At 68.6% G+C, this 14834-nt stretch carries 14 protein-coding genes, 1 tRNA gene and 1 pseudogene; 5 read left to right on the top strand and 11 right to left on the bottom strand.

Annotation, left to right across the window (positions count from 1 at the left end):
* The 6 genes and pseudogenes from Ato02nite_RS11635 to Ato02nite_RS11610 all read right to left on the bottom strand — a co-directional run.
* A pseudogene (locus Ato02nite_RS11635) lies at window positions 1–263 on the bottom strand (serine/threonine protein kinase); the annotation flags it as partial.
* Complete coding sequence (locus Ato02nite_RS11630) at window positions 264–1763, bottom strand: peptidoglycan D,D-transpeptidase FtsI family protein (RefSeq protein ID WP_213006472.1); 1500 nt, start codon at window positions 1761–1763, stop codon at window positions 264–266.
* Window positions 1760–3220: an FtsW/RodA/SpoVE family cell cycle protein gene (locus Ato02nite_RS11625; RefSeq protein WP_213006471.1), complete on the bottom strand. Its 1461-nt coding sequence runs from the start codon at window positions 3218–3220 to the stop codon at window positions 1760–1762. The genes Ato02nite_RS11630 and Ato02nite_RS11625 overlap by 4 nt, the downstream gene beginning before the upstream one ends.
* A gap of 76 nt (window positions 3221–3296) precedes the next feature.
* Window positions 3297–4709, bottom strand: coding sequence for a PP2C family protein-serine/threonine phosphatase (locus tag Ato02nite_RS11620; RefSeq protein WP_213006470.1), 1413 nt, complete (start codon window positions 4707–4709; stop codon window positions 3297–3299).
* Window positions 4706–5188, bottom strand: coding sequence for an FHA domain-containing protein FhaB/FipA (locus Ato02nite_RS11615; RefSeq protein ID WP_213006469.1), 483 nt, complete (start codon window positions 5186–5188; stop codon window positions 4706–4708). The genes Ato02nite_RS11620 and Ato02nite_RS11615 overlap by 4 nt, the downstream gene beginning before the upstream one ends.
* Window positions 5189–5193: 5 nt before the next feature.
* A complete protein-coding gene (locus Ato02nite_RS11610; protein WP_203732792.1) occupies window positions 5194–5979 on the bottom strand; it encodes an FHA domain-containing protein in 786 nt (261 codons plus the stop codon).
* A gap of 192 nt (window positions 5980–6171) precedes the next feature.
* Here Ato02nite_RS11610 and Ato02nite_RS11605 point away from each other — a divergent pair.
* The 3 genes from Ato02nite_RS11605 (at window position 6172) to Ato02nite_RS11595 (ending at window position 8200) form a co-directional block, all read left to right on the top strand.
* Window positions 6172–6254: transfer RNA gene (locus Ato02nite_RS11605), tRNA-Leu, on the top strand.
* Window positions 6255–6680: 426 nt separating this feature from the next.
* Window positions 6681–7505 carry a WecB/TagA/CpsF family glycosyltransferase gene (locus Ato02nite_RS11600; protein ID WP_213006468.1) on the top strand — a complete coding sequence of 275 codons (825 nt, stop codon included), beginning with the start codon at window positions 6681–6683 and terminating at the stop codon, window positions 7503–7505.
* Window positions 7506–7603: 98 nt separating this feature from the next.
* The gene (locus Ato02nite_RS11595) at window positions 7604–8200 is read left to right on the top strand and encodes a hypothetical protein (RefSeq protein WP_213006467.1); all 597 of its coding nucleotides are present in this window, start codon (window positions 7604–7606) and stop codon (window positions 8198–8200) included.
* A gap of 3 nt (window positions 8201–8203) precedes the next feature.
* On the opposite strand, the gene Ato02nite_RS11590 is transcribed toward Ato02nite_RS11595, so the two are convergent.
* From Ato02nite_RS11590 to Ato02nite_RS11580, 3 genes are all read right to left on the bottom strand, one after another.
* Window positions 8204–8659, bottom strand: a complete 456-nt coding sequence (locus Ato02nite_RS11590; RefSeq protein WP_213006466.1) for a hypothetical protein — start codon at window positions 8657–8659, stop codon at window positions 8204–8206.
* A 150-nt stretch (window positions 8660–8809) separates the two neighbouring features.
* The gene (locus Ato02nite_RS11585; protein ID WP_213006465.1) at window positions 8810–9034 is read right to left on the bottom strand and encodes a DUF397 domain-containing protein; all 225 of its coding nucleotides are present in this window, start codon (window positions 9032–9034) and stop codon (window positions 8810–8812) included.
* Window positions 9004–9903, bottom strand: coding sequence for a helix-turn-helix domain-containing protein (locus Ato02nite_RS11580; RefSeq protein ID WP_438873034.1), 900 nt, complete (start codon window positions 9901–9903; stop codon window positions 9004–9006). The genes Ato02nite_RS11585 and Ato02nite_RS11580 overlap by 31 nt, the downstream gene beginning before the upstream one ends.
* Window positions 9904–10263: 360 nt before the next feature.
* On the opposite strand from Ato02nite_RS11580, the gene Ato02nite_RS11575 reads away from it, so the two are divergent.
* Complete coding sequence (locus Ato02nite_RS11575; protein ID WP_213006463.1) at window positions 10264–10560, top strand: hypothetical protein; 297 nt, start codon at window positions 10264–10266, stop codon at window positions 10558–10560.
* Here the strand turns inward: Ato02nite_RS11575 and Ato02nite_RS11570 are convergent.
* Window positions 10557–11369, bottom strand: a complete 813-nt coding sequence (locus Ato02nite_RS11570; protein ID WP_213006462.1) for a PASTA domain-containing protein — start codon at window positions 11367–11369, stop codon at window positions 10557–10559. The genes Ato02nite_RS11575 and Ato02nite_RS11570 overlap by 4 nt on opposite strands.
* A gap of 142 nt (window positions 11370–11511) precedes the next feature.
* Between Ato02nite_RS11570 and Ato02nite_RS11565 the strand changes: the two genes are divergently transcribed.
* Complete coding sequence (locus Ato02nite_RS11565; RefSeq protein ID WP_213006461.1) at window positions 11512–13314, top strand: Hansenula MRAKII killer toxin-resistant protein 1; 1803 nt, start codon at window positions 11512–11514, stop codon at window positions 13312–13314.
* A 27-nt stretch (window positions 13315–13341) separates the two neighbouring features.
* On the opposite strand, the gene Ato02nite_RS11560 is transcribed toward Ato02nite_RS11565, so the two are convergent.
* Complete coding sequence (locus Ato02nite_RS11560) at window positions 13342–14808, bottom strand: glutamate-cysteine ligase family protein (protein ID WP_213006460.1); 1467 nt, start codon at window positions 14806–14808, stop codon at window positions 13342–13344.
* Between the last annotated feature and the right edge of the window lie 26 nt (window positions 14809–14834).

Below are 14834 nucleotides of genomic sequence, written 5' to 3'. Positions count from 1 at the left end.
ACCAGGAACGCGAGCTGCTGGTCACTGCCGTAGTCGTAGACGTCGACGACCCCGGGGTGGTTGATCGTGGCCATGGTGCGGGCCTCGCCGCGGAAGCGCTCGGCGAAGCCGGGCTCGTCCAGCAGGGCCGGGAGCAGGATCTTGACAGCAACCGTCCGGCCCAGCACCTCGTCGGTGCCGCGCCACACGTCGCCCATCCCACCGCCGGCGATGCGCTCGTCGAGGCGGTACCGGCCGCCGAGGGTCACCCCAGGGCTGATCATTCAGTCCCCTCCCCCTCCGACTGCCGCCTTCATGATGAGCCCGGAGATCCGGGCAGCCTCGGCGCTGGCGTGGCCACCGGGCACGTTCTCCAGCATGACGCAGACCGCCGAGACCGCCTCGCCCTTGTCGTTGAAGGCGAAGCCGACGAACCAGCCGTGCGGGTCGGCGCCGACCGCGTTCTGCGCCGTACCGGTCTTGCCGCCGACCGTGTAGCCCTTGATCTTGGCCTTCGTGCCGGTGCCGTTCTCCACGACGCTGACCATCATGTCCTTGAGGTCGCTCGCCACGCTCTCGCTGATCGGCGTACGCGCCGTCTTGGGGCTTGCCGTGTAGATCGTCCGGCGGTCCGGGCTGAGCTCCTGCTGCACCAGGTAGGGGCGCATCTGCTTGCCACCGTTGGCCACCGTGGCGGCCATCAGCGCGCCCTGGATCGCGGTCATCCGGACGTCCCGCTGGCCGATCGAGGACTGGGCCAGGGCACCCTTGTCGACGCTGCCGTCCGGGTTGGCGATGGCACCGGTGTGGCTGGCCGCCACCGGCAGGCCGCCACCTTCCAGGTTGCCGATGGTCATCGAGTCGTCCTCGAAACCGAACGCCTTCGCCATGGCGACGACCTTGTCGCGGCCGAGCGTGACGCCCAGCTTCGCGAAGCCGGTGTTGCAGCTCTCGGTCAGCGCCTCCTTGAGCGTGACCTCGCCGCCCGGGCAGACCTCGTCCTCGGCGTTGCGGATGACCGCGCCGCTCTCCTTGTACTGGCTGCCGGCCGGGATCTCGGTGTCGGTCTGGTAGCTGCCGCTGCTGAGCGCGGCCGCCGAGATGATCACCTTCATCGTCGAGCCGGGCGGCAGCGTCTCCTGCGTGGCCCGGTTCAGCAGCGGCTGGTCGTCGTCCTTGAGCAGCTTGTTGTACGCCGCCGCGGCCGCCTTCTCGTCGTGGCTGACCAGCGGGTTCGGGTCGTAGCTGGGGATCGAGGCCATCGCCTGGATCGCGCCGGTCTGCGGATCGATCGCGACCGCGGCGCCCTTCTTCACGCCCCGCTCGTTGTCGAGCAGCTCCTTGTACGCCGTCTCCTGCGCCTTGGCGTTCAGCGACAGGACGATGTTGCCGCCGCCGGTGTTGTTGCCGGTGAACATGTCCTTCACCCGGTCGGCGAAGAGCTTGTCGCTCTCCCCGGAGAGAAAGTCGTTCTCGCTGCTCTCGATCCCGGTGGCACCCAGGCTGACCGGGCGGTAGCCGAGGACCGGCGCGTAGATCTCCTTCTTCGGGTAGACCCGCAGGTACTTCAGGGCGTCGTCGGTGACCTTGTTCTCGGCCAGGCCCTTGCCGCCCACCTCGATCACACCGCGGGGACGTTCGTACTGCGCGACGACCACCCGACGGTTGAAGTCGTTGGTGCGATAGTCGTCCGCCTTGTAGGCCTGAACCCAGTTCAGGTTCGCGAACAGCAGACCGAACAGGACGAGAGTGACCACGCCGGCCCGTCGCAGGGGAGCATTCACGGCTGGATCACCTCCGTCATGGCGCCGTGCAGCTGAGTGGGGGCTTTCTTCGGGCCGGGACCTGGGCGGTCCGAGCCCGCGCCGCTGGCCGCCGGGCCGCGCGACGCGTTCGAGATGCGCAGCAGCATCGCGATGAGCAGCCAGTTCGCCATCAGCGACGAGCCACCCGCGGACAGGAACGGGGTGGTCTGGCCGGTGAGCGGGATGAGTCCGGTGATGCCACCCAGGATGACGAATACCTGCAAGCCCAGGGTGAACGCGAGGCCACCGGCGACCAGCTTGCCGAACGAATCACGAACGTTCAGTGCCGTCCGCATACCGCGCTCGACGATCAGCAGGTAGACCACGAGCAGCGCGGAGAGGCCGAACAGGCCGATCTCCTCGCCCATGCCCGCGAAGATGAAGTCGGTCTGCACCTCGGGCACGAACCGCGGCGAGCCGGCCCCCGGCCCCGAGCCGAACAGACCGCCGGTGCCCAGCGACAGCAGGCTCTGCACCAGCTGATAGCTGCCGCCGAGCCGCTCGTAGTTGGAGAGGGCGAACGGGTCGAGCCAGACCTGCGCGCGGTCGTAGAAGTTCGCGAACGGGCCGCCCACCGACGCACCCAGCAGGTACGCCAGGTAGACGCCGCCGAAGAAGAGCAGCAGGCCGATGATCAGCCAGCTGGCCCGCTCGGTGGCGACGTAGAGCGTCACGACGAACAGGCCGAAATACAGCAACGCCGTGCCCAGGTCCTTCTCGAAGACCAGGACCAGGAGGCTGAGCAGCCAGACCGTGACGACCGGACCGAGGTCGCGACCGCGCGGGAAGTCGATGCCGAGGAACCGCTTGCTGGCCAGCGAGAGCACCTCGCGCTTGCGGACCAGGTAGTACGCGAAGAACGACACCAGCGCCAGCTTCGCGAACTCACCGGGCTGGATCGAGAAGCCGCCCAGCCGGATCCACAGCTTGGCCCCGTTCACCTCGGAGAGGCTGCTCGGCAGCACCGCCGGGATCATCACCAGCACGATGCCGACCAGGCCGAGGGTGTACGCGTACCGGGAGATGACCTTGTGGTCGCGGACCACCAGCAGCAGGATCGCGGCGAGGATCAGCGAACCCAGCGTCCAGGCCAGCTGGCGGCCGCCGATACCCGCGAAGATCCCGGGGACCGGCAGTTTCTCGGAAAGCGCGTCGCCGATGTCGAGCCGGCGCAGGAACCCCACGCCCAGCCCGTTGATCAGCGCCACGGCCGGGATCAGCACCGGATCGGCGTACGGCGCGGTGAACCGGACCACGAAGTGCAGGCCCAGGAAGAGCACGCTGAGCAGAGCGGCCGGCACCCAGAACGTCGGGGTGATCTCGCCGATCCGGTTCGCCTCCACGGTGGCGCCGTACGCCGCCACCAGGATCATCGCGAACGCCAGGAGACCCAGCTCGGCATTGCGCTGGGTCTTCATTCCCGGGATACGCGACATCTCACCCGTGGAGGAGGGCGAAGGGGCCGGTACGGCGGGCGCTGTCAAGACATCCCCAGACGTGTCGAGCGGATGGTCAGTTGACGGTCCGGCACGCCGCCGGATCGTCTACCGGCGGAGCGCTCTCGGTGACCTGAGCGGATGGCGTGGTGGCAACGGTGGTGGGTGTCGCCGAGGCATTCGGAACGACCGGCGCGGCGGATTGCCCGGTGCCGGCCGGAGCCGTGGTAGCGGCGTTGCTCGGCGTGGCGCCGGGCGTCGCGCAGAGCGGCTTCAGGTTCGGGTTGGCCGGGTCGTCGTCGGTGAGCTCGTTGAGCGTCTCCACGGCGTCCGACCGGTTCTGCGCGTGAATGCCCTGCTTGACCCGCTCCTGCGCGACCGTGGTCAGGTCGTCCAGCCGGGCCGGGCTGGCCTCGTTCACGCTGGACAGGTCGAGCCCGGCGATCTGGCCCGGCACGCCCTGGAAGATGGCGAGCTGGCCGGCCTCGGTCGCACCCACGTAGTACTGATCCTGGGTGTAGCGGTAGCCCAGCCACAGGCCGCCGCCCAGCACCGCCAGCAGCACCGCCACCAGCAGACCGGTGCGAACCGGATGCCGTTTCGGCCGCGGTTCCCGGTCGTAGTTGTCCGGCTCGGCCGGCTGCGGCTGGGACGGACGCGGCTTCTGTAGAGCGGCCGCGCGGGCTGCCGCGGTCGAGCTGTCGGCCACCGTGGTGTTGCCCCGGTCGAGGGAGGCCGCGCCGCCCACGATCGGTGCCTGCTCCACGATGTCCTTGTCGATCGCGTCGGCGATCACCACGGTGATGTTGTCCGGCCCGCCGCCGCGCAGCGCCAGCTGCACCAGCCGCTCGACGCACGCCTGCGGGTCGGCGATCTCCCGCATGGTCTGCTCGATCGTGTCGGAACTGACCACGCCGGACAGGCCGTCGCTGCAGATGAGATAGCGGTCGCCGACCAGCACCTGGCGAACCGAGTACTCCGGGTCGATGTCGCGGCCGTCCAGAGCGCGGGTCAGCAGCGACCGTTGCGGGTGGCTGCTCGCCTCCTCCGGACTGACCCGGCCCTCGTCCACCAGCATCTGGACGTACGTGTCGTCCTTGGTGATCTGGGCGAACTCGCCCCGGCGCAGAAGGTAGGCACGGCTGTCACCGATGTGCACCATGCCGAACTTGCTGCCGGTGAAGAGCACCGCGGTCAGAGTCGTGCCCATCCCCTCGAGCTGGGGATTGGCGTCGACGGTGTCCCGGAGATGCTGGTTCGCCTGTCCGACGGCGTGACGAAGGGCGTCCACCAGGGCATCGCCCGGCACGTCCTCGTCGAGCGGTGCCATCGCGGCGATGACGATGTTGGAGGCCACGTCGCCGGCGGCCATGCCGCCCATCCCGTCGGCGACAGCAAGAAGCCGCGGCCCGGCGTAGACGGAGTCCTGGTTCAGGTCTCGGATCAGACCGCGGTCGCTCTGAGCGGCATAGCGCAGGGTCAGGGTCATGGCCGTAACTCAAGAGAGGTGCGCCCGATGCGAATCGGTACGCCAAGGGGGACGGGAGTAGGTCCGGAGACCTTACCGCGGTCGAGATAGGTGCCGTTCGTCGAGCCGAGATCCTCGACGAACCACTGTCCGTCCCGCGGGACGATCCGCGCATGCCGGGCCGAGGCGAAGTCGTCGGTGATGACGAGCGTCGAATCCTCTGCCCGACCGATGGTGATCGGCAGCTCACCCAGCGTGATGCGAGTGCCGGCCAACTGACCGGCCGTCACGACGAGTTGTCGTGCGGCCTTACCGCGTTTCACCTTTGCCGGCCGGCCCGCGGGCATCGCGCCACCCACCCCCCGAGGGCTGGCGACGATGCTCTTGGACCGGACCCCCGCGAAGAGATCCCGCCGGATCACCCCGACCACCGTGAACACGAAGATCCACAGAAGGATGAGGAACCCGAACCGGGCGACGGTAAGGACGAATTCGGGCAAGGTGCCTAGCCGTCCACTCGGAAGGTCAACGTGGTGGTGCCCAGCTGAATCATGTCGCCCGGGTTGAGCGCCACGGCGGAAACCCGCTGGCCGTTCACCATCGTGCCGTTCGTCGAACCCAGGTCGGTCAGGACCACCTGGTTGCCGTCGTAGTCCAGACGGGCGTGCCGCCGCGAGATGCCGACGTCGGGCAGGCGAAGGTTCGCCTGGTCGCCACGGCCGATCACGGTCGAGCCCATCTGCAACGGGTAGGTGCGCCCGTCCCCGGAGACCAGACCCACACTGCGGCCGTTCGGCCCGCCGTGCTGCTGGTATCCGCCCTGATGCTGGTCGTACGGCGGGTACTGAGGACCGGCGTCATAAGCCGGCTGCTGCACGGGGGCAACCTCGCCACCCGTGTAGACCTCAGCGGTCACCCGGAACATGCCTGTGTCGAGACCCTCGCCCCGCTCGATCTCGACGATCACGTCGCCGTAGACCGTCCACGCCTGCTCGCCGATGAACTCCGCCTGCGACTGCGCCAACTCCTGGGCCAGTGCGGCAGCGTACGGCGCGAGCCGGCTGTGGTCGTAGGGTGAGAGGTCGATCACGTAGCGGTTCGGCACCAAGGTGCGGCCACCGGCGAGGATGGCCTTGTGCGCCTCTGCCTCCCGCTGCATGGCATTCAGAATCTCCACCGGGTGCACGACACCCTTGAACACCTTCGCGAAGGCCCCCTCGACCAGGCCTTCCAATCGCTTTTCAAAGCGCTGCAGCACGCTCACCGGCTCCTCCTCGGCTTCCGAGGACATGATGGTATCCGGCCGCCGCTTCCGCATCTTCAGCTCGAGCACGACCGGCACTTCTGACCCTCGTATGACCCCCGCAAACGCCGTGCTAATCTTCTCGGCGTCGCAGGCGATAACAACTCGCTTGGTGACGTGCGACAGCGTAGTCTGTCGCAGCCAGTAACAAGAAGTTGGCCCAGCAAGCCAACTTGCCACGGGGATGTGGCGGAATGGCAGACGCGCACGGTTCAGGTCCGTGTGTCCGAAAGGACGTGGGGGTTCAACTCCCCCCATCCCCACGAGTGGGCCGGGGCCCTGTGTTCGCAGAAAGCGCGAACCAGGGCCCCCTCGTCATACCTGCTCCGGGGGCCGAGCCCCCGGAAGCCCCGCGTTGCGGTGGTCGCGCTCAGACTGGTGGTTGCGGTCAGACCGGTGGTAGCGCTTGCTCACACCGGAGGTTGATCTTCGCTCGTTGGCTGCGCTCGCACCCCGGCGGTTGTTGTTCTGCCTCCGTGGTTACGGTGGGTGAGCTGGTTGCGCCGCCTCTGCGGTTGCGGTTTGATCTCGACTCACTGCCGCTCTGCGGTGGGGGTGGCTTTGCTTCTTGATCACGATTTGGTTTCGGGGTCCGGGGGTACGACGGGGCGTCGCCTAACGGGTGAAATAGCGGCAGCGGGGTAGGCTCGCGGCTGGCTTCCTGCTGTCGGATCCTGGAGAGTCGTCTCGTGACCGTTGCTCAGAACGGTGTTGGCCAGGGGAAACGTAACGTTCTCGGGGTTCTGGTCGATGTGACCGACTATGCGGATGCGACTGAACGGATCATGGTCGCGGCCCGGGAGCGGCGTGGGTTCGCCGTCACCGCGCTTGCCGTTCACGGCGTGATGACCGGGGTTCAGGACCCCGCGCACAACGCCCGGCTCAATTCCTTCGATCTCGTCACACCGGACGGGCAACCGGTCCGGTGGGGGCTCAACGTGCTGCACTCGGCCGGGCTCTCCGACCGGGTCTACGGGCCGACACTGACGCTCAAGGTCGTCGAGCGGGCCGCCGCCGAGGGATTGCCGGTTTATCTGTACGGGTCGACCGAACCGACCCTCGCGAAGCTGGTGCCGGCGCTGGAGAAGATGTTCCCGGCGCTGAAGATCGCCGGCGTGGAGGCCTCGAAGTTCCGGAAGTCCGCGCCGGGCGAGGCGGCCGAGATCGCCGACCGGATCAAAGCCTCCGGGGCACGAGTCGTCCTGGTGGGTCTCGGATGTCCCCGGCAGGAGGTGTTCACCTACGCGATGCGCCCGCTGTTGGATATGCCACTGCTGGCCGTGGGTGCCGCCTTCGACTACCACGCCGGGCTGCTGAAGAACCCGCCCGCCTGGATGCAGAAGTACGCCCTGGAATGGCTGTGGCGGCTGGGCCTGGAGCCCAAGCGCCTGTGGAAGCGCTACGTGCTGCTGAACCCGAACTACCTGGCCCGGCTGGTGGCTCAGAAGATCGGTCTGTGGAAAGCGACACCACCGGCCCCGGCCACCGAGCCGGTGGAGATCTTCGCGGTCTGACCACTAGGGGTCCACGCCCGCACGGCCTCGCTCCCGTAGGGGACCGGTCCGGTGATAACCCGGTTTCCGGCAACCGGGCATCGGTGAAGGCTGTCGATGTGGACATCATCACTGATCTGATTCTGGTCGGCGCCCTGGCCATCGCCTGGACCACCGCCGGTCTGATGGCGGACGGACTCCAGGGAGCCCGGTCCGCGGCCCAGTTGCGCCGCCGCGCCGGCTGGCTGAGCGCGCTGGTGACAATCGGATCGGCGGTGTTCGTGGCGGTTCCGGTGGTCACCTGGATCCTGCCGGGCGAATCGACCTCCCCGGCCGCGGTCCTGCTGGCCGCGATCCCCGCCCTCGTCGTGCTGACGGTCGGGGTGCGGCGACTGGGGCAGGTGCGGCGCGGCGCCGGCGCCTTCGCCACCGCACCGCAGACCCCCATGCCGCCGGGCTTGCGCGCGGCCGCAGCCCACCCGTTGATCCTGGTACCGATGCAGGTCACCGGCCTCGCGGCGCTGCTGGGCATACCGATCGCCGCGCGCCTGGTCGAGGTGCCGGCGTCCGATGTGGCCGGGATCGCGATCACCGCGGTCGGCGCCGCCGTCGTGGCCATCGGGGTGCGAGCGGCGGTGCGGCACAGCCGGCTCAGCCTGCTGGCGCTGGCTCCGATCGGCCGCAGCCGTCCGCGGATTCCGGTCAGCTCACGCTGACCGTCAGTTCTTCTTGGCTTCCTGTACGTAGAGCAGCTCGAGGATGGAACGGGCCGCCTCGAACCAGCGGTCCAGCCAGTCCGACGGCGGCAGCGAGCCGCGGGTCGGCAGTTCCAGGAGCAAACCCCGCAACAGGGGATGATCGGCCATCGACTTCGAGGGGCCGGAACTTGAGTCCGGCCAGCCCGATGACGGGAAGACCGGCTCGGTCAGGGCCGGCAGGTCCAGCGACGGCAGCGTCGCCGCGCGGTCCAGGGCGCTCGTCGGCTCGATGCTGTGCGACCGGCCCGGCGACCGGGTGGGCAGCCCGGAGCTGTTGGCCCGGGACATCAGCTCGGTCTCGCCGGTGTCGCCGGACAGCGCTTCGCGCCGATTCTGCCGGTACGCGCTCACTCCGCCGCTGAACCGGTCCTGCGCCGTCGCGCTACCGTTGCTCAGATTTTCTGAACCTATCGTCATATGTCTGCCTTGCCTCGCTCGGTGATGACCCGGCCGTCGGCGCGGACCGGTCCGCGCTTGTGCCGTTCAACGAGGCGAGCCGGGAAATGACTACGGCCGGCCCGCCCGCGCCACGCGAGCAAGCCGGCCGAAAAAGGGCGTTTTGCGAGGTCAGAGGTCGAACTCGCCGTCCTTCGCGCCGCCGACGAACGCGTCCCACTCGGCGGCCGTGAAGATCAGCGCCGCGCCGTCGGGGTTCTTCGAGTCCCGGACCGCAATGGCTTCCTCCACGAAGGCCACTTCGACGCAGTTGTCGGAGTTGGGACCGCTGCGCGTGCTCTTGAACCACTGTGCCCGGCTCAGATCTAGCCGGAAACCCTTCGCTTCGACTTCCACAATGGCTCCTCTACCAGCAGTTCTATCCACTCGAGGGACGCGTCCGCGGTGAGCGCGGCCGCCCGGACGGTGTCGAAGATCGAGGTGTACTTGCGCAGCTCCTCGTTCTTCTCGAGAAAGAGGCCACCGGTTGCGTTGTCGATGAACACGACATCGGCGTCTCCTTCCTCCTCGAACTCGAGGATCACGAACGTGCCGTCCATGGCCGCATGGGCGCCTACCGCGAACGGCAAGATCTGCAACGTGACGTTCGGCAGGCGGGCGATCTCGATCAATTTCTGCAACTGACCCCGCATCACCGCATCGCCGCCGACCGGCCTGCTCAGTACCGCCTCATCAAGCACCACCCGAAGATCAATCGGATCGTCCTGAATCAATAACGCTTGACGTTCCATCCGGACACGGACTCGCTGCTCTATTTCTTGATCTGTGAGTTCCTGCCGGGCACCCCGAATAAGGGCAATTCCGTACTCTTCGCTCTGCAGCAGGCCCGGGACGACTTGTTGCTCGTAGACCCAAATAGATCTTGCGGCCGTCTCCAGTCCGACATATGCGCCGGTCAGGACGGTGGAATAGGGATGCCACCATCCTTTCTGGCGAGCCTCCCTGGCTATTTGGACCAATTCCGCGGTGATAGCCGGACCTACGCCGTAAATGTCCAATATGTTCTGAACATCGCTGGGCGACGCGCTCGTGTGTCCCGTCTCAATTCGGGACACTTTGGACGTCGAGCAGCCAAGACGTTCCGCCACGACGTCGATCGTCACGCCCGCCGCCTCCCGATGGCGGCGTAGTTCGACCCCGAGTCGCCGACGGCGAATGGTGGGACTCCGGTGCAGATTCACAGCTTCAGTCTCTCTGTCGATCATTTAATCGTTCAAGAGCACCGTGATGAAGACCAACAATCACGGAAGCGTGACATGCAACTTGCATCGACTCCACTCGTGGTGCAATCTTTCGGTATGGCCCGCGTCACCACGCACCATCGAGTGAAGCGGCCCGGTCCGGCTCAGCGCACCGAAACGGTGCCGTTTACGGGGGGCCAGGTTAACTTGCTGTCCGACGTGGACAGATCCACTTCGGGACGAGGGTTGACAACGGCGACGGTAACGTTCTGCAACGCTTTGGCGATTGGCATTGTCGGAAGCTTGCAATGGTGTTTTGGCCGGGCACACTAAGTGCTTCTGTGTCAAGGTTCACCCGCGAGAAGTTCCAGGGCAGGAGATGACGTGCTTCCTCGGTCCGGTGATGTCATACACGTGACGAAGGCAGCGAGCGTCCAATTCGCGGCGCCGATGCTCTTCAGGGTCATCCGGGTCCACGACTGGCCGACGTATGAGGGCTGGATCTGGCTGGACGGCTACGAGCTCAACTCGGCCGGCGACGCGGTGGAGCGTCGTTCGATCTTTGTGCAGGTAAGCGGCCTGCGTGCGGTCGGCAAGGCACCCGACCCCCGGGCCCGCAACGGCCGTCAGCCCGGCGTCGTGTCGGGCACGATCTCACGCGGCGTCCGCACCAACCGCTAGCCGCCGGCGCTCGCCGACGTGGACGGCGTGGCCGCCGAGGGGTCCGTCCCCGAGACCACGATCGTGACCCTGGTGTCCGGTGGGACCTCCTGCCCCTCCGCCGGATCACTGTCGATCACGGTCCCCGGCGGCGACGTGCTGTTCCGGTAGAGCACGCGGTAACGCAGCCCGGTCTGGTTCAGCGCGTCCCGCGCGTCCGCCAGCGCCAGCCCCTTCAGCGCCGGCACCAGGACCTCGGTCTGCGTCGGCTCGGTGGTCTGCGGCGTCGTGGTCGACGTGGTCGTGGTCGGCGCGCTCGACGGTGTGGTCGCCGCCGCGCTGGTCGGCACAGTGGTGGCCGCGGTAGTCGTGGGGGTCGTCGCCGGGGTTTCGTCGCCGGAATTCTGCACGATCAGATAAATGCCCCAGCCCAGCGCGGCCAGCAGGATCAACACGATGATGCCCACCACGATCGGCATCCACCAGCGATCCCGCTGGGTCGGCATCGGTGTCGGACCGGCCTGCCAGTCGGTGTCATAGGACGTGCGTCCCGGTTGCGGCGCCCGCACCTCGGCCCGCCCGGACCACACCGAGTTGCCCCGGCTCGGCGCGGCCCAGTCGTCGTCGGCCGCGGGCGGCATCACCGAGGTGGCATCGGCACGCGGAGTCACCTTGGTCGCGTCGTCGGTGACCGCCGGTCCAGCCGCGCGGGTCTCGTCGAGTCCAGCCGCGCGGGTCTCGTCGATTTCCGGCTTGCGAACCGGACGGCCGTCGGCTTCCGTCTCGTCCAACGGCGAGAAGCTGCGCGTCTCGTCGCTCTCGTCGGACATCTCCGCTCCTCCGCGTCCGTCACCCGCACGGGTCAAGGTACTCAATCTTGCTGCACATGTGTTACCCAGGCGGGCCGAAGAGCCAGCTTGACCACCACCGATGGATTCGCAGGCATAGGAGGTGACCGCTACAGTGCCCCGCATGGCCGACAAGGGCTGGACAACACGGGTTGCCACCGCGGCCGGAGTCGCCGCCGGCACCGGTGCCGCACAACTGGGCCTGGGCTACGGCCTGGGCGTCGTCGTCTGGCCGCAGACCACGAGCACCGACACCAGCGTCTGGCTGGGCAGCCTCGGCTGGGCCACCTGGATCACCGCGAGCGCCACCGTCTTCGGCGCGGTCATCGCAAGCCGGCTGGGTGGGGCGCCGGCCGAGCGGTCCCGCGGGCCTCTCGGGGCGGCTCTCGCGATCTCCGCGGGGGTCGGGGCTCTGGTGGCCGTCGCGCTGATCGCGCTTCCGGCCCGCGATGCCGTACGGATGGAAGCGCGCACCCCGCAGGCGATCGCAGCGACGTACGCGATCGTCGGGGTGGTCCTTGGGGCAATGGTGGCGTATTGGGCCGTTCGTTCCCGGCCGGTGGCCGTCAACCTGATCGCCACCGCCGCCTGGCTCTGGGCGCTGGCCATCACCGCGATCGTGGTCGAACTCTCCCTGCACCGCGACTCCGCGACCTACCTGACCAGCTGGCAGTTCGCCGAGGCCACGTCCGGCGGCCGCTACGGCACCATCTACTGGCCGAGTGCGCTGCTCACCCTGAGCGCCGCGTTCCTGCTCGGCGTGCTCGCCGCGCTCACCGCCGCCCTCCGGGGCGACCTGGGCGTAGGCGCCACCACCTCCGGCGCGGTAGGCCCCTTGCTGGTAGCCGCGTCATTCCTGGTCCTGGCCCCACGCCTGACCGGCGACCTGGGCCAGCTCGAGTCGGCCTACCTGATCGCGCCCTACGCGGTGCTGGCCGGCCTGGCCGGCTCGGCCCTGATGATCACCGCCGCCCGAGCCCTGGCCGACCGGCGCACCCGCCGGGCCACCACCGCGGACGACGAGGCAGAGTCCGACGCCGACGAGCCACAGACCGGACCGGCAACGCTGGCCGGAACGGCAGCGCGGGCCGGAACGGCAACGCGGGCCGGAACGGCAACGCAGACCGGAACGGCAGCACGGACCGGCACGGACACGGAAGACGCGCGGACGGAAACGGCCACGCAAACAAGAACGGCGACGGGGACCGGAACGGACACGGCCGAGGCACGGAGCGGAACGGGCACAAGCCAGGCGCGGAGCGGAACGGCCACGGACGAGACGCCGACCAGACGGACAAAGCAGACGGGCACGGGTTCGGACGAGACCGGCACGGCAGCGGCTACCTCGGCGACCGGGCGGACCACCACGAGCTCGGCCACCGGGCGGGCCGCGGCGATCCCCTCCGCGAGATCCGCCGCCCACGACCCGTCGGGCGCCGACCCGGCCACCGGACCCGCGAGGCCCGCGGAGGCCACCGCGCCCGCCAGATCCGCGCGGGTTACCGCAGCAGCCGTCCCCACCAAGGCCGGCCGGGTCACTGAGACCACAAAAGCCGCAAAGCCCCCAGCAGCGGCTCGGGAGGCGGGGGATTCCACGCCGACCGGTCGTGCGAAATTGCCCGTTCCGCCGCCGGCGAGCGGCGCAGCGCCGAAGCCGACCGCGGACGCGGCGGTCAAGCGCGACTCGGAGCCCACTCCGGTCTCCCAGCCGAAGACACCGACGCCGCTGAACGACCCGCCCACACCCCCGGCCGACTACACCGATCCGGAGATCGCCGCCGCGGCCCGGCCCGGCCGGTTCCGTGGCCGGAAGGCCAGCCAACCGGCCAAGCCCCCCGAGGCCAAAGGTCCGAAGTCGACGGTCACCCCGCCGCCCGAGGCACCCACGATCGCCCGGATCAACCCCAAGCCCGCCGCCGACGATTAGGCCCGGCCGCGCCGCAACCGGGCGTGATCAGAGCGGCCAGGTGTGCACCGGCTCGTTGGTCTCCTGGTGGGTTCGGTAGCGCCGGAGCATGTCGTAGAGCGCTGCTTCCCTGGTCAGGCCCCGGCGCTCGGCGTCACGGACGGCGGCCGTCTGCCAGCTCGCGCCGTTCTGGCCGGTGCGGCAGCGGTCGTCGATGATGCCGAGCAGGTGGTCCCGGTCGGCCCGATCGACGCCGAACCGCTCGAGGCCCTGGTCGGCCTTCGGCAGCAGCACCGAGCGGACGAGGTCGGTCACCGCGATCTCGCCGATCCGCGGCCAGTGCATCACCGCCGAGATGCCGTCGCGGGCGCCGCGGTAGAAGTTGTCCTCGGCGGTGGCGAACGGCAGTTGCGACCAGATCGGGCGTTCCTCGTCGGCCAGTTGACGGCTGAGGCCGAAGTAGAAGGCGGCGTTGGCCAGCAGGTCGGCGACCGTCGGGCCGGACGGCAGCACCCGGTTTTCCACCCGCAGGTGCGGGCGCCTGTCCATCACGTCGTAGACCGGCCGGTTCCACCGGTAGACCGTGCCGTTGTGCAGCCGCAGTTCACCGAGGTGGGGAGTGCCGCCGGCGGTGAGGACCTTGAGCGGGTCCTCCTCCTCGATGATCGGCAACAGTGGCGGGAAGAACCTGACGTTCTCCTCGAAGAGGTCGAACACCGAGGTGATCCAGCGCTCGCCGAACCAGACCCGCGGGCGTACGCCCTGGGCCTTGAGTTCGTCCGGTCGCACGTCGGTGGCCTGGTCGAACACGGCGATCCGGGTCTCGGCCCACAGCCGGCGCCCGTGGAACCAGGGCGAGTTGGCCCCGATCGCCACCTGTGGGCCGGCGATGGCCTGCGACGCGTTCCAGTAGCTCGCGAACCGGCCGGGCGCGACCTGCAGGTGGAACTGCACGCTGGTACAGGCCGCCTCGGGCACGATCGAGTCGCTGGCGCTGCGCAGCCGTTCCTCGCCGTGGATGTCGAGGTGGAACTGCTCGCCCCGGGCCCCGGCCATCTCGTCGTTGAGCAGCCGATAGCGCGAGTTGGCCGACAGATTTTCCAGCACCAGGTGGCCGGGGGTCAGGGTAGGCAGCATCCCGATCAGCACGAGCCCGGTGTCGGCCTTCGCGGCGCGTTCGGCCGCCCGGCGAAGTCTGTCCAGAATGTCCAGCTGATAGCTTCCCAAGTCGGCGATCGGCCGGGGCGGCTCGTTGAGTTCGAGGTTGAACTGCCCCAATTCGGTCTGGAAGGCCGGGTCGGCGATGCAGCCGAGCACCTCGGCATTCCGCATCGCCGGGCGACCGTCGTCGTCGACCAGGTTGAGCTCGATCTCGAGCCCGGTCATCCCGTCCCGGTCGTCGAACGCGTCGTCGTCGAGCATCTGCGCGAGCGCGTCCATGCAGCTGCGCACCTTGTGCCGGAAGTTGATCCGGTCTTCGGGCGCGAAGGCGATCGTTGCCAGATCCTTGCCCACTCACCCCTCCCGGCATCGCCAGGGAC

This window comes from Paractinoplanes toevensis, from assembly GCF_018332695.1.
Classification (GTDB): domain Bacteria; phylum Actinomycetota; class Actinomycetes; order Mycobacteriales; family Micromonosporaceae; genus Actinoplanes; species Actinoplanes toevensis.
The sequence above is the reverse complement of the archived record's forward strand: the minus strand, read 5'-3'. Positions and strand labels throughout refer to the sequence as shown.